Origin of the sequence: Clostridium sp., from assembly GCF_021372645.1 — a bacterium.
Lineage (GTDB): Bacteria > Bacillota > Clostridia > Clostridiales > Clostridiaceae > Clostridium.
In genome coordinates this window covers 68,962-90,952 of record NZ_JAJFUC010000037.1, presented here as the reverse complement: position 1 = coordinate 90,952, position 21,991 = coordinate 68,962, and the positions used below count along the sequence as shown (strand labels likewise).

The following is a 21,991-nucleotide window of genomic DNA, read 5'->3' as shown; positions in this document are numbered from 1 at the left end:
TTTTGTTTATATATATGAGTAAATTATGTTAAAGAGCTTAGTTTAACTACTTATGTTATATCCTAACAAATTAGTAATTTAAGTAAAACTAATTATGACATTTACAAAGAAGTTTATTAATGATATATTTTTATTATGTGACAAAATTACACAATTGAATTAAGACATATTCAAAAATAGCTAGCCAGTATGTTTGCTTATTTTGCGTCATACTGTGTGAATAAAATATAAATAGCATCTTTAGTAAGTTATTTTTTTATGTCTAAACTGGAGGGAATAAAGCAATGCAATTATCTAAAAAAGCGGAAAATATCGATCCGTCAATTACACTAGCAATTACTGCTAAAGCTAATGAATTAAAGAGTCAAGGCATTGATGTAGTAAGCTTTGGGGCTGGGGAGCCAGATTTTAATACACCAGAAAATATAATTCAGGCTGCTATAAAAGCAATGCAGGATGGAAAAACTAAATATACTCCAGCTGGAGGAATATTAGAATTAAAACAAACTATATGTAACAAATTTAAAAATGACAATGATTTAGAATATAAGCCAAGTCAAATAACAATTTCTACAGGTGCTAAGCAATGTTTAGCTAATGTTTTTATGGCTATTTTAAATCCAGAAGATGAAGTATTAATTCCAGTACCATATTGGGTTAGTTATCCTGAATTAGTAAAGTTAGCTGATGGAGTGCCAGTATTTGTAGAAACATCTAAAGAAAATAATTATAAATATACAATATCTGATTTAGAGAAAGTTATTACAGATAAAACGAAAGCAATATTAATAAATAGCCCTAATAATCCAACTGGAACCATTTATCATGAAGAAGAATTATTAGAAATAGCGAATTTTGCTAAAGAACATAATTTGTTAATTATATCGGATGAAATTTATGAAAAATTAATATATGATGGAGAAAGACACATAAGTATAGCAGCTTTAAATGAAGATGCATACGAGAGAACAATAGTAATAAATGGCGTGTCTAAAACATATTCAATGACAGGATGGAGATTGGGATATGCAGCAGCAAGTGAAAAAATAACTAAACTTATGACTAGTATTCAAAGCCATATGACATCAAATGCAAATACAATAGCACAATATGCAGCAATAGAAGCATTGAATGGGCCAATAGAAGATTTAAACAATATGATTAAAGAGTTTGAAAATAGAAGAAATTTTATGATATCTAAATTGGAAAAATTAAGTGAAATATCTATTATAAAACCAAGTGGTGCATTTTATATAATGGTAAATATATCTGCATATTTAAATACTACTTTTAAAGAACAATCTATTAATAATTCAGTAGATTTTGCAAAAGTATTATTAGAAGAAGAAAGAGTGGCAGTAATACCTGGAACAGGTTTTGGATTAGATAATTACATAAGATTATCATATGCAACATCTATTGATATAATAGAAAATGGAATAGATAGAATTTCAACATTTTTAAGCAAAATCAAATAATAAATCTATAGATACCCAAAGTGAAAATCATACTTATGCAAATAACCACTGAAATAAAGGTCATGCATTTGTTCAGGTTACGTGAGGATTTAGCTGTGAATTTCTAATAGCAGAAGTTGTACCCAAAATGCAACCTCAAAGGCAAGCGCTCACAGAGAAAGTTCGAAGAACGAAATGTAAAATTTCGATTCTCACTTTTTGAACAAGCGCTTTGGAATAACTTCTACTAAAGAAATATCTACAGCTAAATCCTCAATGTAACACTTCCACAAAAGCATGACCTTTATTTCTAGTTTGGGTATATTTTCATAGTGTAATCTTAAATTATTAGTGTTCATTAAACATTGATAATTAAATTTTAAAGTATAAATAAAGTTTTGGCTATGAGTATCTATAGTATTAATTAATAAATAATATTTAAATCTAAACACTTAATATTTAGAATATAGTCTAAATATTTAAGATTGAGTGCTTAGAATTAAATATTAGAAGTTAAAACATAAACTAAGATTAAAAAGGTAGGTATTATATTTTGAAAAAACTTGCTATATTTGATATAGATTATACTATTACTAAAAAAGAAACCTTAATGGAGTTATTTAAATATGTAATAAAAAATGATAAAAGAAATATTCGTTTTTTACCTAGAACTATATATTGTGGGAGTATGTATGCTTTAAGGATATATGATGAGAGAAAAGTAAAAGAAAAATTTTTAAAATTTATAGATGGAATAAAAGAACAAGATTTAGCAAAGCTTGTAAAAAAATTTTATAATGAAAAATTAAAAACAATATTATATGAAGATGCACTAAAAATGATGAAAAAACTTAAAAATGAAGGATATGATATATATTTAATTTCAGCATCACCTGAATTTTATATTAATGAATTTTATAATATAAAAGAAGTTGATAAAATAATAGGAACTAAATTTAATTTTAGTGATGGGATTTTTACAAGGAAGATGGAAGGGAAGAATTGTAAGGGTGAAGAAAAGGTACGAAGACTAAAAGAAGTTCTTAAAAAGGAAAAAATAGAGGTGGATTTTAAAGAATCATACATGTTTTCAGATTCATTATCAGACAAACCATTATTAGATTTAGTTGGAAAACCATACTTAATAAATTATAGAAAAAAGCATGAGATAGAAATATTGAAGTGGAGATAAGTAACATGAAATAAAATAACCGATCCAATATACAAGCATGTTGGACTGTTGTTTTTTGAATGTGACTAAGTATAGATAGGAGTGATAAAGATGGAAGATAAAATAATATATGAAGTACTTAGAGTTATAAATGGCAAACCAATTTTTCTGGAAACTCATTTGAGAAGAATGAAAAACTCATTTGAATTAATTAATAAGGAATTTAAATTTAGTTATGAAGAAATAAATATGGAAATAAATGATTTAATAAAAACTGAAAATAAATCTGAAGGTAATATAAAAATAACATATGGAGTACATGAAAAGATATTAAGAATATTTTTTATAGAACATTCATATCCTTCATCTGAAATGTATCAAAGTGGTGTTAAAACAATACTATATTTTGGTGAAAGAGAAAATCCTAATGCAAAAATAGTTAATGAAAATTTTAGAGAAAAGGTAAACCGCGAAATAAAAGATAAAAATGCCTATGAAGCTATATTAGTTGATAAAAATGGATATATAACAGAAGGAAGTAAATCTAATATATTTATGGTTAAAGATAATGAACTTTTAACATCACCTATAAAAGCAGTATTGCCAGGGGTTACTAGAGGCGAAATTATAAAAATAGCAAAAAAAATTGGGATTGAGATTAAAGAAGTAGAGTATAAATATTCAGATATTGACAAATTAGATGGGATGTTTATTTCTGGTACATCTCCTAAGATATTGCCAATAAAAGAAGTAAACGATATAAGTCTAAATCCTAATAATATTATTATTAGAAAATTAAGGATTGAATACGACAATGAGATAAACCGATATATAAAAAATCACTAAAAAACAAGTTTAATTGTAATTTGATGGAACATAAAATGGATTAATATAACTTTAAATGTAAAATTAAACTAGGATATGGTATACTTAAAGTAACAAGGTTTTTTATGGGGGACTAGTTATGAACGTAAAATTTTCTGCAACGTCTTTAGAAGAATGTATTGAAAAGGCATCTTCTGAATTGAATATTTCGAAAGAAGCTCTAAAATATAGAGTGACTAAAGAAGAAAAGAGATTTTTCAAAAAGAAAGTGGAAATAGAAATATTAAATGACAGCAAAAACACTGAAATAAAACTTGAAGAAAAAGAAATAATAGTGAATGAAGAAGAAATAGAAGATAAGGAAGAATTTGGGGCTAAGGTAGAAAATGGGAAAATAATAATAACAGAATCTCAAAACAATGATGAGATTATTACAATAAAGTCATGTCAAGGCGTGAATTTGTTTATTAATGGAGAAAAAAGTGATCTAATAACTATAGTAACATGTGAAGATAAAATTGAATATAAATTTGAAGAAACAGAACCTATAAGAAATGTAGATGTGTCGATTACAACTGATAAAATGGAAGCTTATATTAATATACAATCTGTTTTGCAGCATAAATATGAATTAGTTGATCAAGGATATCATAAAAATTTGACGCTGATAAAGAAAAAAGTTGGTGATAAGTATCCATCTCAATATACACCAAATGAATTAAAAGAATTACTTAAAAGTAAAGGTATTCGATATGGAATTATAGAAGATGAACTTGATAATATATGTAATGAACATCAAATAAATAATAAATTAATAGCTAAGGGATTACACGTTGAAGATGATATACCAGATGAAATCCAGACTTTATTTAAAGGTGAAGAGGAATTAATTCAACATATGGATTCGGAGGAAAAAGTAGATTATAGAAATAGATACTTAATTTCTAATGTAAATATAGGTGATGTTATAGGTCAAATAATACCAGGTAAAGTAGGCTATGATGGCATAGACGTATTAGGAATTCCTATAAAGAGGAAAACAGCTAAAAAACTTGTGGTAAAAGCTGGAGAAGGATGCAAAATTGAAAACAATAATATTATAGCAACTACAGAGGGTAAACCTACTCTTAAAGGTAGTACTTTTAATGTGAACAAGCTATATAAAGTAGATGCAGTTGATTTAAAAAGTGGAAATATAGATTTTGTTGGGAATGTAGAAGTAGTTGGAGCAGTTGCAGAAGCCATGGAAGTTAAAGCTGGAAATGAAATTTATGTTGGAAAAAATGTGGAATCAGCAATATTAAGAGCTTCAGGAGAAATTGTTATTAACGGTAATGTATTAAACTCAACAGTAACTGTCGGGTGTGAAAATGTTGAAAGAAGACAGTATTTAGATAATTTAATTAATTTCAAAAGTATTTTAAATGACTTGGGTTGTGCAGCAGAACAAATAGAGCAAAACAATTTATTAGGGGTTAAGGAATATGGTGAAATTATTAAAATATTAATAGAAAATAAGTTTAAGTTACTACCTAAAATATCTAGAAGTATTTTAAATTATAATATGTCCCAAGGGATTCAACAAAATGATATAACTACATTTATAATAAATAAGTTATTAGGACTTGGACCATTAAAAATAAAAAAAATTAATGAATTTGAACATTTTCTAGAAATATTGAAAGAAGAAATTCAAGAAATAGAAGATTCAGTAGTAGTCCCAGCAGATATTTATTTATCATATGCACAAGGTGCTAATATAGAGGCATCAGGAAATGTTTTTATAACAGGAAAAGGACAATATACTTCTACTATAACAGCATTAAATAATATAGAATTTACTGGTGATAATTCTGTTTGTAGAGGGGGCACCTTATGTGCTGGTTCTGAAATAAAATTAAAGACAGTAGGAAGCACCGCTGGAGTTAATACTATATTGAAGGTTCCTAAGACGGGTCGTATTATGGCTGACATAGCGTATAATAATACAATTTTTTGCTTTGAAGAAAGACAAATTGTGTTAGAAGAATCAGTTAAAAATGTAGAAGCATATATAGATAAAACTGGGCAAATTACAATTGATAAATTTAATTTATAGGAGGTTTAAAAGTAATGGCAAATAATGAAATTAAAATGTTGATATTTGGATTAAATGGAGAGCATTATGCAACAGATATAAAGGAAGTTGAAAGAATTTTGGGATATCAAGAACCAACAGTTCTTCCAGATGCACCTATCTTTGTAAAAGGAGTAATAAACTATGAACAAACCATACTTCCAATAATAAGTTTATCAAGAAAGTTTAATTTTGGAGAAGATAAAGAAAGTGAAAATAGAAAAATAATAGTTGTAAAAAGAAAAGAAAATAAATTTGGAATTATTGTAGAAAATGTCTATGAAGTAAGAGATGTTAATAGCGACTTAATGGAAGCTGCACCTCCTATAACATCTACAATTGATAGAAAATATATTGCAGGATTAATAAAATTAGAAAATAATATAGTTATTTTATTAGATTTAGAAAAAATATTGTCTTCAGAGGATGAAGATAATATCTTCTAGGGGGGGAATATGGTAATTACAGAGATAAAAGTTGGAATAGCTGATTTGAATTTAGTACTAGATCCAGGATCAATAATGACAATCGGATTAGGCTCATGTATAGGTATAGCCCTATATGATAAAACTCTTAAAGTGGCGGGGTTAGCTCACATAATGCTTCCAGATAGTACTCAGTTTAAAAGTAATACAAACCCCATGAAATTTGCAGATTTAGCTATTCCGATGCTAATTGAAAAAATGGAGGAACAAGGCTGTAAAAAGAGAAACCTCATAGCAAAGATTGCAGGGGGAGCTTCAATGTTTAATTTTTCTGATAAAAGTATAATAAGTGATATTGGAAAGCGAAATGGTGAAGCAGTTAAAAAGACTTTAAAAGATGAAGCTATTCCGATAGTTGCTGAAGAAATTGGAGGAAACAAAGGAAGAACTATGATTGTTCAAGCTAATGATGGAAAAGTAGTACTTAAAGTTGTAGGTCATGGGATCATTGAATTATAAAGAAAGGTGTGAGATAGATGGGTAAAATCAAGATTATAGTTGTTGATGATTCAGCATTTATGAGAAAAGCAATATCAGATATGATAGAATCAGAAAATAATTTTGAAGTTGTAGCTAAATTTAGAGATGGAAGAGAACTAGTTGAAATGGTAGATAAGTATAATCCAGATATTATCACACTAGACGTACATATGAGAGATTTAGATGGACTTGCAACTCTTAAGGAGTTAAAAAGACTAGGAAAAAGTTATCCAGTATTAATGGTTAGTAGTGCAACAACAGAAGGATCTGAATTAACTTTAGAATGTTTAGATAATGGAGCTATTAGTTTTATAACTAAGCCGTCAGGAAGCATTTCTTTAGATATAATAAAAGTTCAAAAAAACTTAATAGAAGAAATAAAAAGTATAACAAGTAATGTGAATTCTAAAAGAAAGATAATCAGCACAAATGATAAGACAAGCTATAAATATAATAATACTGTAATAATAAAGGACAAAAGTATTAAAAGAGAGAATACAATCTCTATACATAAAAATAAAAAGATAGATGCAGTTGTTATCGGAGCATCGACTGGAGGACCCAAGGCACTTCAAGAGGTATTAACTAGACTTCCAGGAAACTTAGGAGTTCCAGTTTTTGTAGTTCAACATATGCCGGAAGGTTTTACAAAAGTATTTTCAGAAAGATTAGATAAAGCTTGTGAAATGAAAGTGATTGAAGCAAGTGAAGGAATGAAGATAAGTAAAAACACAATATATATTTCTAAAGGTGGTCAACATATGACTATAGGTTCTAATAATGTAATAAAGCTAAATGAAGAACCTCCTATATGGGGTGTAAGACCAGCTGTAGATAAATTATTTAACTCTGCTATAAAAGTATATGGGGGAAATTTAGTATCAGTAATTTTAACGGGAATGGGTAGAGATGGTGCCGATGGAACTAGCAATATAAAAGATAGTGGTGGTATAACAATATCAGAAGATAAATCTACATGTACAATTTATGGTATGCCAAAAGCTGCATTTGAAACTGGAAAAGTAGATTTAGTAATTCCACTTAATGAAATAGCTAATAAGATAATAGAAATAGTACATGGAGTATAGGAGGGAATATGGATTTTAATGAATTTCATAAATGGGTTCATAAAGAATTAGGAATAAATTTATCAGCATATAAACCTGAACAACTTAATAGAAGAATAAATAGTTTGATGACAAGAGTTGGAATAAAAACATTAGATGAATATTCAAAGGTTATAAAAAATAATCCTGAGCAAAAACAAAAATTCTTAGATTTTATAACAATAAATGTAACAGAATTTTTTAGAAATCCAGAATTGTTTGTTGATTTGGAAAAACAAATTTTAAAAGAATTATTACCTAATACTCCTAGTTTGAAAATTTGGAGTGCAGCTTGTTCAATAGGCTGTGAGCCATATACTGTAGGAATAATATTAGATAAGTTAACACCAAGTGGAAGGCATAATATAATAGCAACTGATATAGATGATACTATACTTGCAAGAGCTAAAGTTGGAGAATACACAAAAAATGAAATGAAAGGTGTAAATAATGCTGATTTAAGTAAATATTTTAAAATAAAAGACGATAAATATTATATAGAGTCTAAAATTAAGAATATGGTAACTTTTAAAAAGCATGATTTGATTTTAGATAGATATGAAACTGGTTTTGATTTGATAATATGTAGAAATGTTGTTATTTATTTTAACAATGATACAAAACACGATATTTATAAAAGATTTAGTAATTCATTAAAAAAAGGTGGGCTTTTATTTGTAGGAGCTACAGAAAGCATTTATAATTATAGAGACTACGGATTTGAAAAAGCATCTACATTTATATACAAAAAAATATAAAGGAGGAGTAAAGATGGATACATCCCAATATATGTCAATGTTTTTAGAAGAATCGTTAGAAAATTTACAAACATTAAATGAATCTCTATTAGATTTAGAACAAAATCCAGAAGATATAGATAAGGTGAATGCAATCTTTAGAGTTGCCCATACAATTAAAGGAATGGCAGCAACTATGGGATTTACAGATCTTGCAGAACTTACACATAAAATGGAGGATGTATTAGCTGAGTTTAGAGAAGGAGAATTAAAAGTAACTCAAGATGTAGTAACAGTATTGTTTGATTGTCTTGATACGTTGGAAAAAATGGTTGATAATGTTCAAGAAGGATCTGATGAAAAAATAGAAATAGATAATATAATTAGACATTTGGTTGAAATAAAAAATAATGGCAAGAAAAATGGGACATCAGAGCAAATTGAAATTAAAAAAAACATAGAAAAAGATGTTATAACTGTAGGTAATGATGATTTAAACCTAGACTTAAATCAATATGATATATCTGTAATTAGGCAAGCAAAAGAAAAGGGATTTAATTCAATTGAAATAAAAGTAACATTAAGTGAAAATACATTGCTAAAATCTGTAAGAGCATTTTTAATTGTTAAAGATCTTGAAGAACATGGTGAAATTTTAAAATCAGATCCATCAACTCAAGATATTGAAAATGAAGAATTTGATTTTGAATTGAAGTTTGTTTTAATAACTAAAAATACTGTTGATGAAATAATAGCTGTTTTAAATGGAATTTCAGAAGTAGCAAAAGTTGAAACTGCATTGATTGAATTTGAAGATATTGAAGTAGAAGTGCAAAAAGAAATAGAAAATAAAGAAGTGGAACAAATACAAATAATAGAAGAAAAAATTTCAAGAGAAAAGCCAGTATTACAAAAGGCTGAAGTTGAAAAAGTACTAGAAAAGAAACCAGCTCAAAAGAAAGAAGTTAAAAAAACACATCAATCTGTAAGAGTTGATTTAGAGAGAATAGATAATTTAATGAATATGGTTTCTGAACTTGTAATTTATAGAACAAGATTAGAACAAATAGTTGTTTCACATAAATCACAAGAATTAAATGAAACTTTAGAGCAAGTAGGAAGAACAACATCGGATCTTCAAGATTTAGTTATGAAGATTAGAATGTTGCCATTAGATACAGTATTTAATAGATTTCCAAGAATGATAAGAGATATATCAGTAGAATTAAACAAGGAAATCAACTTTATTATTGAAGGTGCTGATACAGAACTTGATAGAACTGTTATTGATGAAATTGGAGAACCACTGATTCATTTATTGAGAAATGCGGCAGATCATGGTGTAGAATCAGCAGAAAAGAGGATTGCACAAGGTAAGTCACCAATTGGAACAGTTAAGTTAATTGCATATCAAGAAGGAACAAAAGCATTAATAAAAGTAATAGATGATGGTTCGGGAATAAATCTTGAAAGAGTAAAAGCAAAAGCTGAGAAAAAGGGAATAAATACAGACGGAATGTCAGATAATGATATTAAAAACTTAATTTTTGCACAAGGCTTTAGTACTAATGAAGTAGTAACAGATATTTCGGGTAGAGGAGTTGGAATGGATGTTGTTAAGACAAAAATTGCAGCACTCGGAGGTACAGTGGATTTATATAGTGAAGAAGGCAAAGGATCAACTTTTGTTATTAAACTTCCACTTACATTACAAATAATACAAGCCCTACTTGTAAAAATAGGTGAAGAAACACTTGCCATATCACTAGGATTCATAGATAGAGTAATAGATTATAAGGAAGAAAATATAAAGAAAAGCAATGGAAGAGAAGTTATTGTTTACAGAGAAAATGTAATTCCATTAGTAAGATTAAATGAAACTTTAGATATAGAGGCTAGCGAAACTGATAAGAAATTTGTTATAATAGTAAATGTAGGGGATAAAACTATAGGTTTATTAGTTGATTCATTACTTGGACAACAAGAAATAGTAATAAAACCACTGGGAAAAACATTAAAAAGTTTAGATCAATATATTGGTGCAACAATACTTGGAAATGGTTTAGTAACACTAATATTAGATGTAGGAGCATTACTATAACAGCTAGATAAGAATTTTTAAGGAGGGGTATAAGTGGAGTACTGTGATTTTAGTGCTTTACAATTAGATGCACTTAAAGAAGTCTCTAACATAGGTGCAGGAAATGCAGCAACTGCTCTTTCTATGATGATAGGAAAAAAAGTAGATATGACAGTGCCAGCAGTGAATATAGTAAGATTAGAAGATATAGTTGAAGAAAATGGAGAGTGTGAAGTTGCTGGTACAGTTGTTAGGGTACTTGGGGATATTGCAGGCAATATTCTTTTGGTATTCGAAAAGCCAACAGCTGAAAATGTAATAGAAAAATTAGTTGGAAGCAAGCAGTCACCTGAAAGCGAGATGGGTAGTTCTGTATTATGTGAGATAGCCAATATAATATCAGCATCTTATATGAATTCCATATCACAATTAACTAATCTTGCTATGGCACCATCAGTGCCAGCCACATCATATGATATGTTAGGTGCAATACTCACAACAACATTTATAGAATCTAATCAATATGATGAATATATATTAGATATTGAGACTGTGTTTTTAGATGAAACAAAAGAAAAGATAGGAGGACATTTTTATTATATCCCCATGCCGGGATCATTAGAAAAAATATTGAAATCTATAGGAATAAATTAAATTTTGGAGGGAAAATTATATGGCTAGAGTTTTAATTGTAGACGATGCAGCATTTATGAGAATGATGATAAAGGACATTTTAGAAAAGAATAATTTTGAAATAGTAGGAGAGGCAAATAACGGAATAGTTGCATTAGATCTTTATAAGAAGGAAAAACCAGATGTTGTTACAATGGATATAACCATGCCTGACATGGATGGTATTGAAGCAGTTAAACAAATAAAAGCATTTGATCCAGATGCTAAGGTAATCATGTGTTCTGCAATGGGACAACAATCAATGGTTATGGATGCAATAAGAGCAGGGGCAAAGGACTTTATAGTAAAACCATTCCAAGCAGATAGAGTTTTAGAAGCCATAAAGAAAGTTGTAGGCTAATAATTAATTAACAATGGACAATTAAGGAATAAAATCTAATAGATTTTAAAATATTTTTACAAATTTTAAAGAAATTTGAACATTAATTGTCAATCGTACATTTTCAATTATCAATTGAAAAGGGGAGGCTAAGAAAATGCAAATAGTAGTATTCAAATTAGGCGAAGAACATTTTGCAGTAGAAACAGAAAGAGTTCAAAGTATCAATGATACTATGGGAATTACAAAAGTTCCTAAGGCTCCGAGTTATATTAAAGGATTAATAAATTTACGCGGAAGCATTAAATCTCTTGTTGACATAAATTTGTTATTGAATGTAACTCCTGGTAAAGAACAAAATAATATAATCATTTTAACAGTTCAAGATGAAGAAATAGGAATATCAGTAGATGAAGTTGAAGAAGTTTTAGATATAGATGAAAAAAGTATACAAAAAGTAGATAAGGAAGCTGATGAGGAACAGCCTTATATAAAAGGTATACTAAACTATGATGAAAAGCTTCTTACAATAATAGATATTGATAAATTATTAAATTAATTATGTAATTAATTTTTGAAATGAGGAGAAAATATGGCAGATGTATTATCGCAAAATGAAATAGATGCCTTGTTATCTGCCCTATCTACAGGGGAATTAGAATCAGAAGAAATTGGTAAAGATGATGAAAATCACAAAGTTAAACTTTATGATTTTAGGAGTCCTCAAAAATTTTCTAAAGAACATATAAGAACTCTTGAAATGATCCATGATAATTATGCAAGAATCATTTCAAATTACTTAACTGGTCAAACAAGACAAAATGTTAAAGTAAAAATAGAAACTGTAGAGCAGATATCATATGAGGAATTTATACATTCTGTACAAAATCCTACTATTATTACAATATTTAAAATGCCACCATTATCAGGCACAATAATACTTGAAACTAATCCTCAGTTTTCACTTCAGATAATAGATATTTTACTTGGAGGAAAAGGAGATAGGAAAATTGAAACAAAAGAATTCACAGAGATAGATAAAAATATAATGCACCAAGTAAATGCTGGAATGATAAGTAATCTGAGATTAGCATGGGAATCTATTCTAGATGTTGAACCTGAAATCGAAGCAGTTGAAACAAATCCTGGAGTAAATCAGACCATGGCACCCAATGATCCAGTAGCATTAATAACATTTTCAGTAGAAATGAATAAGCATAGTACTTTTATAAATATGTGCATTCCTTATTTAAGTGTAGAAAAAATATTAGATAAATTGGTAATACAATACGCCTTCAGAAATGATGATCAAAGTTTGATGGCTGAATCAAGAGAAAAAATAGAAAAAGGTATTAACAAAGTTGATGTTGATGTGACTGCTGAACTTGGACATACTAATATAACGGTAGATGATTTCCTGAAATTAACAGTAGGTGATGTACTTAAGCTTGATACCAAGAGTTCGGCTCCAATAAAAGTGTATGTAAGTGATGAAGAGTGCTACTATGCGAAACCTGGTATAGCAGGAAAGAATATGGGTGTCATTATTTTAGACATAACAGATAAGGAAGTGAATGAGTATGAGTAATAACTTTTTATCACAAGAAGAAATAAATGCATTATTATCAGGAGAAGATACATCTTCTAGTGAAAGTGAAAATACATCATCTGATGAATATAAGTCAGAATCGGAGTCTATAACTGACATTGACAAAGATTTATTGGGTGAAATTGGAAATATATCCATGGGATCAGCTTCAACAGCATTATATCAACTTATAAATCAACAAGTTAATATAACTACACCTGTAGTAAGCGTAACAACTTTAAGAGAAATAAAAGAAGGTTTTGAAACTCCTAATATTGTTTTAGATATTCAATATGTTGCAGGTATAGTAGGAAGAAATATCTTAATTATAAAAATTTCAGATAGTTTAGTTATATCAAATCTTATGATGGGTGGAGATGGAAATGTAACAGACAACCACGAAATATCTGAGATAGAAATTAGTGCAGTGTCAGAAGCAATGAATCAAATGATAGGTTCAGCAGCAACATCAATGGCTACTATGTTTGGAAGAAAAGTTGATATATCACCACCAACATCGAAAGTAGTAACAGATGGATCTATACCACTTTCAGATGAAATATCAGAAGATGAACCAATAGTTAGAGTATCATTTAAGATGACTATTGGAGATATTGTAGATAGTAATATAATGCAAATATTCCCAATATCAACTGCTAAAAATATTGTATCTATAATGACAGGTGAAGATAAAGTAGAAGAAGTGGCAAAGCCAGAACCTGCCAAAGCTAAATCAAGTGAACCAATTGTGAATAAAGAAATAATTCGAAGTCCAGATCCAGTTAGAGTAGAGCAACAATGTGAACCAGAACCACAATATCAAATGCAACAGCAATATGAACAACCAGTGCAAAGAATGGAACAACCCGTAGAAGTTCATCAAGCTGCATTTGAACAATTAGTTCCTCAAAGTAATGTTCCGCCAATAAAAAATATAGATTTAATATTGGATGTTCCTTTAGATATATCTGTAGTTCTAGGCAGAACTAAAAAAAGCATACAGGATATCTTAAATTTAGGAACTGGTTCATTAATAGAATTAGATAAACTTGCAGAAGATCCAGTTGAAATATTAGTTAATGGAAAGCAAATAGCACTTGGAGAAGTTGTTGTTGTTGATGAGAACTTTGGAATAAGAATAACTGATATAGTAAGTAGTGTTGAAAGAATAAAGAAATTAAGATAAAAACTCCCAAAAGGGAGTTTTTTTGTTTTAGGCATCCCAGATAAATGTGATGATAAAATTAATTTGGATATGGAAAATGAAAAAACTGTTGGCAGTCAACATAATAATTCACCAGTAATTTTAGATATGAAAAAGAAACAAAAAACAAATAAAAAGAATAAAAAAGTAAATAAGAAGAAAATTAACGACGAGATAATTGAAACTGGTGAAGATAATCCTGCAGAAAATATAGGCAGTATAGAAAATATAGAAGAAGAGAAAGAAGATGTATGTTTTTTGACTAATGGAGAAGAAGTTAGTTTGAAGCATGGGGAAAAATTACTGATAAAATGGGCATTTTAAATTAATAACTTGAACTTTTAGTAAAGAAGTTAGGAGATAAAAAACTGTTTTAATTTTGAATAGAATAAAGCAGTTAGCAGGAGATAACTATTTTTCTTAATTTTTTCTATAAATTTATAAAGGAAAAGTACGATAATTATAATAATAGAGTTAGGATTGGAGAGATGAAGTATGAGTATTAATAGAATAAATAGATCAACATATATAAATGCATATAGTTCAAATACCAGTAAGACTGTAGATAAAGTGAATAAAACTAAAGAGGTGGATAGGATTGAAATTTCAGAACTTGGAAAGAGCCTTAAGGATTATTCATTAAGCAGTGATATTGGAAATACAAAAAAAGTGGCTGATATCAAAAATAAAGTAGACAGTGGAACATACAATGTTGATGCTAGATTGACTGCAAAAAGTTTATTAAATGCAATGAAGGGGAGCAATTTATAGATATGATAAATGAACTTATTAATTTAATGCAAAACCAAAATGAAGAACTACAAAAACTCTTAGAATTACTAGAAACTCAATATAAGATGATAATGAGCAAAGATGTATTTGGTTTGGAAGGATTAGTTGATAAGATTAATGAGTGCGGAAAGAAAATTGCACAAGAAGAAGTTAATAGAAGAAAATTAATAGGTGATGAAAGTATTAAAGAAATTGTAAGCAATTCGGATAATGAAGAATTAAAAGAAGTATTTGGAAAAATACAAAGTACATTAAATAATGTAGTATTAAAAAAAGAAACAAACGATATGTTATTAAAGCAACAAATATTATTTAATAATAAAATGCTGCAAATAATTAATCCAAGTAGGGAAATTAAAACTTATAATTCTTATGGAAACTTGAAGAGATAGAATTTTCATTCATCACCCCAGGGGTGCTTATGCTTGTAAAAAGAAAGGTAGGAAAAACATATGTCAGGACTATTTGATACATTTACCATTGCGAAAAGGGGATTAAATGTACAACAAGGTGCTATAAATACAACATCACACAATATAGCTAATGCAAACACAGAGGGTTATTCAAGGCAAAGGGCAGTAGCGGAAGCAACAAAGCCTTTTGGAGGAATGTCAAGATTTGATACTTGCTCAGTTGGACAAGTTGGAACAGGAGCAGAAATAACATCTATACAAAGAATTAGAGATTATTTTATAGATTATCAAGTAAGAAATGAAACGGGAACATCAGGGTATTATACACAAACAAGTGAAACTTTATCAAAAGTTGAAGATATTTTTGGAGAACCATCAGATACAGGAATACAAGAGCTTACAAATCAATTCTTTAATGCATTCCAAGAGGTGTCAAAAAGTCCAGATAAAACAGATGTGAAAACAGTAGCTATTAAGGATGCATCAGCACTTGCAGATGCAATAAACTATACTTATAATCAACTTGAAAAGACTTGTGAGGATAGCCAGTCACTTCTTCAAACTAATGTTACAGATGTTAATAGTTATTTAGATCAAATAAATGAATTAAATAAGCAAATAAGAAGTGTTTCGGCAGTTGGACAAACAGCAAATGATTTAATGGATAAAAGAGATAATCTTTTAGATAAATTAAGTAATGAATTTGGAATAAAAGTTGATAGAGACAGCCTTGATACTATAAATCTTTCATCAACAGAGTATCCAGATGCAGCTTTAGTTAAATCAGATCCAAATGATACAGATTATTCAAGGCTTTCATATGTTAAAAGTGCTGTTGGTAAAGCGGATGGTACTGTTGAGGTGGAATATTACCTATTAGGAAATGAAAATTCTACACCAAAAACATTTACGATAACAGCAGCAGATGCTAATGAGGCTAAAAGTTTAGCTGAAAGTTTGCTGCAAAATAGAGTTTTAATTGCTGATAAAGATGGTAATGCTATGGGAATGACCAAAACTTCAGTTACAGATCAAACTCCGGCACCATCTTTGGGAACAAATACAGTAACGACAGGAAGTGGAGCAACAGCAGTAACAACTACAACAACAGTAACGGTTGTAACAAATGCAGATAGTTCAAAAACATATACAACATTAGTAAAATCAGTGCCACCAACAACTGCTGAAGAATTAGTAGGTGGAACATTCCAAACTTATCAAGATGAGAGTCAAAGCACAATAAAGAGTGGAGAAAATGATGTAGATAACAACCATATAAGAGGAGCAATAGCTGCTAATCAAAAAGTACAGGAAATCACAAAAGGATACATGGATAAGTTAGACAGGCTTGCAGCAGGACTGGCTTATAGTGTTAACGCAATTCAAGTAGGAAGTACAGGTACAGCAAATACTAATTTATCAAGTAGTGATCTTATATTTGTTACATATGATGATACTACAAAAACAAATTTAACAACAGATAAAGGAATAACTGCTAAAACTATAAGAATAAATGATAATTTACTAACAACTCCCAATTTATTAAATTGTAATACAAAATCAACAAGTGGTGAGGGAGATGGTAAAAGGGCTAATGCAATAGCTAATCTTAATTCAATAAAAATGAATTTAAGCAAAGTAGAATCTACAGAAGATTTAACTACAATGGATAGAGCAACTTTCCTAAGCGAAGCAGGAATAACAGGATTTTCAGATTCTACTACATGTTTGGAGTTGAAAGCTGGAACAGATGGGTCAACAGTTGATTCTTATTATAAATCTATAATAAATAATCTTGCAACAACTAACCAAGAGGCCAGTAGACAAGTTGATAATCAAGAGGCAATACTATCTAATTTAGAAGATCAAAAAAATTCGGTTTCAGGAGTATCATTAGATGAAGAAATGACAAATTTAATTCAATATCAGCACGCATATCAGGCAAATGCAAAAATGATATCAACAATAGATGAATTATTAGATGTAGTAATAAATGGATTAAAGAGATAGGAGGTAAATTTATGTCTTCAAGAATAACAAGCAGCATGTTAAGTTCAAATTACTTAAGAAACATGCAAAAAAATATGAATAATATGAAATCATTACAAAATCAATTAGCGTCAGGAAAGACTATACAAAACGCCTCTGATAATCCTTATATAGCATCAAGAAGCATGCAATTGAATGCTGAAATTTCTTATAATAAACAATATAATGAAAATATAAAAGATACCTCAAATTGGCTAGATACTACAGATACAGCATTATCTCAAATGGGTAATATTTTTGGAAGAATAGAGACATTACTTGTAAATGCAGGAAATGGAACTTATGGAGATGATGAAAAAGCTGCAATTCAAGATGAAATAAAAGAAAAGGTTAATGAATTATCCCAAATTTTAAACACTAGTTTTGATGGGTCTTATATCTTCGGGGGAACTAAGACAGGATCCAAACCTACTACTGTAGATTCTAATGGTAAATTGCAATATGCTAATAAAGAAGGAAAGGCAATAATTACGTATCTTAATGCAGCTGGTGAAGTTACTAATTCTTCGACTTCTGATAATACATTATTAACTTCAACTGATAAATTATATTTAGATTCAAATGGAAAAATTACAACGGCATCCAGCGCATTAGATGGAACAGCAAATACATCAATAGTACAAAGAAGTTCTTTATATCTAGATTCAGATAGAAAAATTACAACAGCATCGAGTGCATCAGGTGGAACAGCAAACAAATCTATTTTATTAGAGGATACTTTATATACAGATATTAATGGGAATATAACAACGTCAAAAAATACAGAAAATACATTAATAACTTCAGCAGATACTTTATATGTTGATCAAAATAAAAATGTTACAACATCAAAAACCACAGATAATACGCTGATAACATCAAAAGATATTTTATATAAAGATACTAGTGGAAATGTAACAAATTCACCAATTGATAAAGATGGAAACAAAAACACAGTAGTAAATTCAGGAGAATCATTATATGTAGATTCTAAAGGAAGTATAACAACAACTAGTACGGGAAATACATTAATTACGTCAGAAGATACATTATACGTTGACCAAAATAAAAATATAACAACGTTAAAAAATACAGCTAATACCCTTATAACATCAACTGATACTTTATATACAGACGCTAAAGGGAATGTAACAACAAATAGCTCAGGAAATACATTGATAGCATCAGGGCAATCATTATATCAAGATGCTAAAGGAAATGTTTCTAGCTTACCGGCTAGAATAAATGAAGGGATATATAAGGATGTATCTTTATACTATGATAACAATGGTAATATTAAAAACTCAAAAATTACAGAAAATAAATTAGTAACTTCAGAAGATAACATATACAAAGATTCTAACGGAAATGTAACAAATTCAGTTGTAGATGAAAATGGAAACTATAATGAAGTAATAACTTCAGATGATACCTTATATAAGGATACTAGTGGAAATGTAACAATTTCATCTACAGATGCTAGTGGAAATAGTAATACGTTAATAGGATCTGATGAATCTTTGTATATAGATTCAGAAGGAAATATAACAACTTCATCATTTACAGTAAATAATGATTTAGATGCTAATGCGACTTTATATTATGATAACAGCGGTAATATCATAAAATCGCAAACTACAGCAAATAAATCAATACCTTCAGATAGTATTTTATACGTGGATGCTAATGGAAATGTAACAAATTCAATAGTGGATAAAGACGGAAATAACAATACATTAATAACTTCAGAAGATACTTTATATAAAGATACTAATGGGAATGTAACAATTTCTCCATTGGATAGGAATGGAAATGGAAATACATCGATAACAACAGGAGATTCTTTATATGTGAACTCTGAAGGAAACGTAACAACATTATCGACTACAGAAAATAATGAGTTAAGTACTAATGCATATTTATATTATGATGACAAAGGCAATGTAACAACATCAATAACTACAGAAAACACATTGATAACTTCAGAAAATCATTTATATACTGATGCTAATGGAAATGTAACAACTTCAATGATTGATAAAAGTGGAAATAATAATACATTGATAAATTCATTAGATATTTTATATGTAGATGGTAATGGAAATGTAACAAATTCTTCTGTAGATAAAGATGGAAATGCCAATGAAGTTATAAAATCAGGGGAATCCTTATATGCAGATGCTGATGGTGATGGAAATGTAACAACAGCATCATTTACTATAAAGCACAAGTTAGATACTGAGTCATCTTTATATTATGATGCAAATAAATCTGTTTTATTAAAAGATCCTTTATTTGTTGATAAAAATGGAAATGTAACAACATCAGAAACTACCCAAAATACATTGGTAACTTCACAAAATAATTTATATATAGATGTTAATCAAAATGTAACAAATTTGCCAGTAGATAAGGATGGAAATGTGAATACATTAATAACTTCAATAGATACTTTATATAGAGATGGCAATGGAAATGTAACTAATTCATCGGTAGATAAAGATGGAAACGACAATGTATTAATAAAATCAGGTGATGCTTTATATGTTGATATTACAGGAAATGTAACAACATCATCAGCTACAGTAAATGAAAAGTTAGATAATAATGCATCTTTATACTATGATAATGGCACTATTACAACATCTGAAACAGCATCAGATGGAACAGCTAATAAGGTGATAATATTAAATAATTCTTTATACACAGATGGAAATGGAAATATTATAGCATCAGAAGACGGAACGATTTTAGCAGGATCACCACAAGTAACGTCAGGTACTACTTTATATTTAGACAAAACAGCAAATTGTCTTACAACATCAGCGACAGCATCAGATGGAACAGAAAATACGAAAATGGTATTAGGAGATACTTTGTATTTGGATGGGGATGACAATATTACAGCATCACCAACAACATCAAATACGTTGATAAAATCAAGTGACTCATTATATGTGGATAGTAATGGTAATGTTACAAAGTCTGCTGCAACATCAAGTGGAACAAAAAATACATTATTAACTTCAGATGCTGTTTTATATGTAGATAGTACAGGAAACATTACAACAAATAGTACAGGAAACACAGTATTAAATTCTGGTCAGTCTATATATTCTGATAGTAAAGGTAATGTAACAACATCATCAACGACACCAAATACAGAGTTAACAGCAAATGACAAGATTTATTCAGATGCAGCAGGAAATCTTACAATTTCATCAACTCATGAAAATGAAAAGCTAACTATGTCAGCAATAGCAATAAAAGATCTTAAAAATGAATTACAAGCATCAACTACCACGCAGAAAAGAAAAACTGAAATTAATAAAATATTAAATAGTGAAGAAGTGGCGCAATTAGTACAAATTGATTCAGATCTGAACGTAGATATTGCCCAAGGAATTAAAACTGCTTATAACAAAAACGCAGCTGATATATTAGAATTTAAAGATAAGACAGGAAAGAGTATAAATGTTTCTGATCTTATATCAAAGATAATAAATGATTTAGGATCAACAGGAACTAATGCAGACATTATCACTACTGATTTGTCTGATATACAATCTGTAACATCCAATCTGCTGCAAAAAAGATCAGAAGTTGGAACGATGCAAAATAGAATGGATTCAGCACAAGCAAACAATGAAACTCAAAATTATAATATGACGGATATATTATCAAAGACAGAAGATATAGACTTTGCAGAAACTACAATGAATTATTCTATGATGCAGACAGTATATACAGCTGCACTTCAGACTAGTGCCAAAATATTACCAATGACCATATTAAGTTATTTATAGTTGGGAGAAGATGAATATGAAGTTTATTTCTAAAATTCATGGTGAAATAGAATATGAAGAAAATAATATAATTACTTTTAACAAAGGAATTCCAGGATTTAATGAATTAAAGAAATTTATTCTTTTAGATTTACAAGGGTATGAACCTTTTAAGATGTTACAATCATTAGAAAAAGATGAAATTGCACTTATCATAACTTCACCATATGAATTTTTTAAGGATTATGAAATTAAATTAAGTGAAGAAACAATTAAAAATTTAAAAATAAATTCTCCAGAGCAAGTAATGATTTTAACTACAGTAACATTAAATTCAGATGTAAAAAAAATCACAACTAATTTGCAAGGACCTATAGTTATAAATACTTCTAATAATTTAGGGGAACAAATAATATTAGATAATTCTAAATATAAAGTAAAAAGTCCTTTGGGATAAGGAGGTAAAAGATGCTAATTATAACTAGAAAAAAAGGTGAATCTCTTATGATTGGTGATGATATAGAGATTGTTATTAGTAAGATAGATGATGGAAGTGTAAAAATTGGAATAAAGGCTCCTAAAGATGTTCAAATATTAAGAAAAGAGCTATATGAGGAAATAGAAAATGAAAATAAAGAAGCAACTAAAATTGATTTTAGTATGTTAGGAAATATAAAGAAAAAATAAGAGGATTAAAAAATTAAACATGGAG

Annotated in this window: 21 protein-coding genes; all 21 read left to right on the top strand. The window is 28.8% G+C overall.

The genetic code is table 11. From position 1 onward, the window contains the following. The first annotated feature begins 284 nt into the window (after nt 1-284). The 21 genes from LLF98_RS05880 (at nt 285) to csrA (ending at nt 21,966) form a co-directional block, all read left to right on the top strand. A complete protein-coding gene (locus tag LLF98_RS05880) occupies nt 285-1,478 on the top strand; it encodes a pyridoxal phosphate-dependent aminotransferase (RefSeq protein WP_291701802.1) in 1,194 nt (397 codons plus the stop codon). A gap of 532 nt (nt 1,479-2,010) precedes the next feature. Then, a complete protein-coding gene (locus LLF98_RS05875; RefSeq protein ID WP_291701800.1) occupies nt 2,011-2,649 on the top strand; it encodes an HAD-IB family hydrolase in 639 nt (212 codons plus the stop codon). Between the two features lie 90 nt (nt 2,650-2,739). Continuing rightward, a complete protein-coding gene (locus LLF98_RS05870; protein ID WP_291701799.1) occupies nt 2,740-3,474 on the top strand; it encodes an aminotransferase class IV in 735 nt (244 codons plus the stop codon). A gap of 118 nt (nt 3,475-3,592) precedes the next feature. Then, nucleotides 3,593-5,551 carry a FapA family protein gene (locus LLF98_RS05865; RefSeq protein ID WP_291701797.1) on the top strand — a complete coding sequence of 653 codons (1,959 nt, stop codon included), beginning with the start codon at nt 3,593-3,595 and terminating at the stop codon, nt 5,549-5,551. 14 nt (nt 5,552-5,565) lie between these two features. After that, the gene (locus LLF98_RS05860) at nt 5,566-6,015 is read left to right on the top strand and encodes a chemotaxis protein CheW (protein ID WP_291701795.1); all 450 of its coding nucleotides are present in this window, start codon (nt 5,566-5,568) and stop codon (nt 6,013-6,015) included. Nucleotides 6,016-6,024: 9 nt separating this feature from the next. Continuing rightward, nucleotides 6,025-6,513 carry a chemotaxis protein CheD gene (locus LLF98_RS05855; RefSeq protein WP_291701793.1) on the top strand — a complete coding sequence of 163 codons (489 nt, stop codon included), beginning with the start codon at nt 6,025-6,027 and terminating at the stop codon, nt 6,511-6,513. A 17-nt stretch (nt 6,514-6,530) separates the two neighbouring features. Next, nucleotides 6,531-7,622 (top strand): chemotaxis response regulator protein-glutamate methylesterase, encoded by a 1,092-nt coding sequence (locus LLF98_RS05850; RefSeq protein WP_291701791.1) that lies wholly within the window; start codon nt 6,531-6,533, stop codon nt 7,620-7,622. An 8-nt stretch (nt 7,623-7,630) separates the two neighbouring features. After that, nucleotides 7,631-8,398 (top strand): protein-glutamate O-methyltransferase CheR, encoded by a 768-nt coding sequence (locus LLF98_RS05845; RefSeq protein ID WP_291701790.1) that lies wholly within the window; start codon nt 7,631-7,633, stop codon nt 8,396-8,398. Between the two features lie 13 nt (nt 8,399-8,411). Further along, nucleotides 8,412-10,478 carry a chemotaxis protein CheA gene (locus LLF98_RS05840; protein ID WP_291701788.1) on the top strand — a complete coding sequence of 689 codons (2,067 nt, stop codon included), beginning with the start codon at nt 8,412-8,414 and terminating at the stop codon, nt 10,476-10,478. A 33-nt stretch (nt 10,479-10,511) separates the two neighbouring features. Beyond that, complete coding sequence (locus LLF98_RS05835; RefSeq protein WP_291701786.1) at nt 10,512-11,111, top strand: chemotaxis protein CheC; 600 nt, start codon at nt 10,512-10,514, stop codon at nt 11,109-11,111. 19 nt (nt 11,112-11,130) lie between these two features. Further along, entirely contained in the window at nt 11,131-11,490 is a 360-nt protein-coding gene (locus LLF98_RS05830; protein WP_291701784.1) for a response regulator, read from the top strand. Nucleotides 11,491-11,626: 136 nt separating this feature from the next. Next, complete coding sequence (locus LLF98_RS05825) at nt 11,627-12,028, top strand: chemotaxis protein CheW (RefSeq protein ID WP_291701782.1); 402 nt, start codon at nt 11,627-11,629, stop codon at nt 12,026-12,028. A gap of 33 nt (nt 12,029-12,061) precedes the next feature. Then, nucleotides 12,062-13,057 (top strand): flagellar motor switch protein FliM, encoded by a 996-nt coding sequence (gene fliM, locus LLF98_RS05820; RefSeq protein WP_291701780.1) that lies wholly within the window; start codon nt 12,062-12,064, stop codon nt 13,055-13,057. Then, nucleotides 13,044-14,243 (top strand): flagellar motor switch phosphatase FliY, encoded by a 1,200-nt coding sequence (gene fliY / locus LLF98_RS05815; RefSeq protein ID WP_291701778.1) that lies wholly within the window; start codon nt 13,044-13,046, stop codon nt 14,241-14,243. The genes fliM and fliY overlap by 14 nt, the downstream gene beginning before the upstream one ends. A gap of 63 nt (nt 14,244-14,306) precedes the next feature. Beyond that, nucleotides 14,307-14,585 (top strand): hypothetical protein, encoded by a 279-nt coding sequence (locus LLF98_RS05810; protein ID WP_291701777.1) that lies wholly within the window; start codon nt 14,307-14,309, stop codon nt 14,583-14,585. Nucleotides 14,586-14,756: 171 nt separating this feature from the next. Beyond that, the gene (gene flgM, locus LLF98_RS05805; protein ID WP_291701775.1) at nt 14,757-15,032 is read left to right on the top strand and encodes a flagellar biosynthesis anti-sigma factor FlgM; all 276 of its coding nucleotides are present in this window, start codon (nt 14,757-14,759) and stop codon (nt 15,030-15,032) included. 2 nt (nt 15,033-15,034) lie between these two features. Next, the gene (locus LLF98_RS05800; RefSeq protein WP_291701773.1) at nt 15,035-15,445 is read left to right on the top strand and encodes a flagellar protein FlgN; all 411 of its coding nucleotides are present in this window, start codon (nt 15,035-15,037) and stop codon (nt 15,443-15,445) included. 60 nt (nt 15,446-15,505) lie between these two features. Further along, a complete protein-coding gene (gene flgK, locus LLF98_RS05795; RefSeq protein ID WP_291701772.1) occupies nt 15,506-17,476 on the top strand; it encodes a flagellar hook-associated protein FlgK in 1,971 nt (656 codons plus the stop codon). 11 nt (nt 17,477-17,487) lie between these two features. Beyond that, nucleotides 17,488-21,300 (top strand): flagellar hook-associated protein FlgL, encoded by a 3,813-nt coding sequence (gene flgL / locus LLF98_RS05790; RefSeq protein WP_291701770.1) that lies wholly within the window; start codon nt 17,488-17,490, stop codon nt 21,298-21,300. A gap of 16 nt (nt 21,301-21,316) precedes the next feature. Further along, nucleotides 21,317-21,736 (top strand): flagellar assembly protein FliW, encoded by a 420-nt coding sequence (fliW, locus tag LLF98_RS05785; RefSeq protein ID WP_291701768.1) that lies wholly within the window; start codon nt 21,317-21,319, stop codon nt 21,734-21,736. 11 nt (nt 21,737-21,747) lie between these two features. After that, nucleotides 21,748-21,966 (top strand): carbon storage regulator CsrA, encoded by a 219-nt coding sequence (csrA, locus tag LLF98_RS05780; protein WP_291701766.1) that lies wholly within the window; start codon nt 21,748-21,750, stop codon nt 21,964-21,966. Nucleotides 21,967-21,991: the final 25 nt, after the last annotated feature.

Bases quoted from the DNA above. Each gene is read 5' to 3' on its own strand.
- LLF98_RS05880 (WP_291701802.1), top strand. From the start codon at position 285: ATGCAATTATCTAAAAAAGCGGAAAATATCGATCCGTCAATTACACTA.
- LLF98_RS05870 (WP_291701799.1), top strand. From the start codon at position 2,740: ATGGAAGATAAAATAATATATGAAGTACTTAGAGTTATAAATGGCAAA.
- LLF98_RS05865 (WP_291701797.1), top strand. From the start codon at position 3,593: ATGAACGTAAAATTTTCTGCAACGTCTTTAGAAGAATGTATTGAAAAG.
- LLF98_RS05860 (WP_291701795.1), top strand. From the start codon at position 5,566: ATGGCAAATAATGAAATTAAAATGTTGATATTTGGATTAAATGGAGAG.
- LLF98_RS05855 (WP_291701793.1), top strand. From the start codon at position 6,025: ATGGTAATTACAGAGATAAAAGTTGGAATAGCTGATTTGAATTTAGTA.
- LLF98_RS05850 (WP_291701791.1), top strand. From the start codon at position 6,531: ATGGGTAAAATCAAGATTATAGTTGTTGATGATTCAGCATTTATGAGA.
- LLF98_RS05845 (WP_291701790.1), top strand. From the start codon at position 7,631: ATGGATTTTAATGAATTTCATAAATGGGTTCATAAAGAATTAGGAATA.
- LLF98_RS05840 (WP_291701788.1), top strand. From the start codon at position 8,412: ATGGATACATCCCAATATATGTCAATGTTTTTAGAAGAATCGTTAGAA.
- LLF98_RS05830 (WP_291701784.1), top strand. From the start codon at position 11,131: ATGGCTAGAGTTTTAATTGTAGACGATGCAGCATTTATGAGAATGATG.
- LLF98_RS05825 (WP_291701782.1), top strand. From the start codon at position 11,627: ATGCAAATAGTAGTATTCAAATTAGGCGAAGAACATTTTGCAGTAGAA.
- fliM (WP_291701780.1), top strand. From the start codon at position 12,062: ATGGCAGATGTATTATCGCAAAATGAAATAGATGCCTTGTTATCTGCC.
- fliY (WP_291701778.1), top strand. From the start codon at position 13,044: ATGAGTATGAGTAATAACTTTTTATCACAAGAAGAAATAAATGCATTA.
- flgM (WP_291701775.1), top strand. From the start codon at position 14,757: ATGAGTATTAATAGAATAAATAGATCAACATATATAAATGCATATAGT.
- LLF98_RS05800 (WP_291701773.1), top strand. From the start codon at position 15,035: ATGATAAATGAACTTATTAATTTAATGCAAAACCAAAATGAAGAACTA.
- flgK (WP_291701772.1), top strand. From the start codon at position 15,506: ATGTCAGGACTATTTGATACATTTACCATTGCGAAAAGGGGATTAAAT.
- flgL (WP_291701770.1), top strand. From the start codon at position 17,488: ATGTCTTCAAGAATAACAAGCAGCATGTTAAGTTCAAATTACTTAAGA.
- fliW (WP_291701768.1), top strand. From the start codon at position 21,317: ATGAAGTTTATTTCTAAAATTCATGGTGAAATAGAATATGAAGAAAAT.
- csrA (WP_291701766.1), top strand. From the start codon at position 21,748: ATGCTAATTATAACTAGAAAAAAAGGTGAATCTCTTATGATTGGTGAT.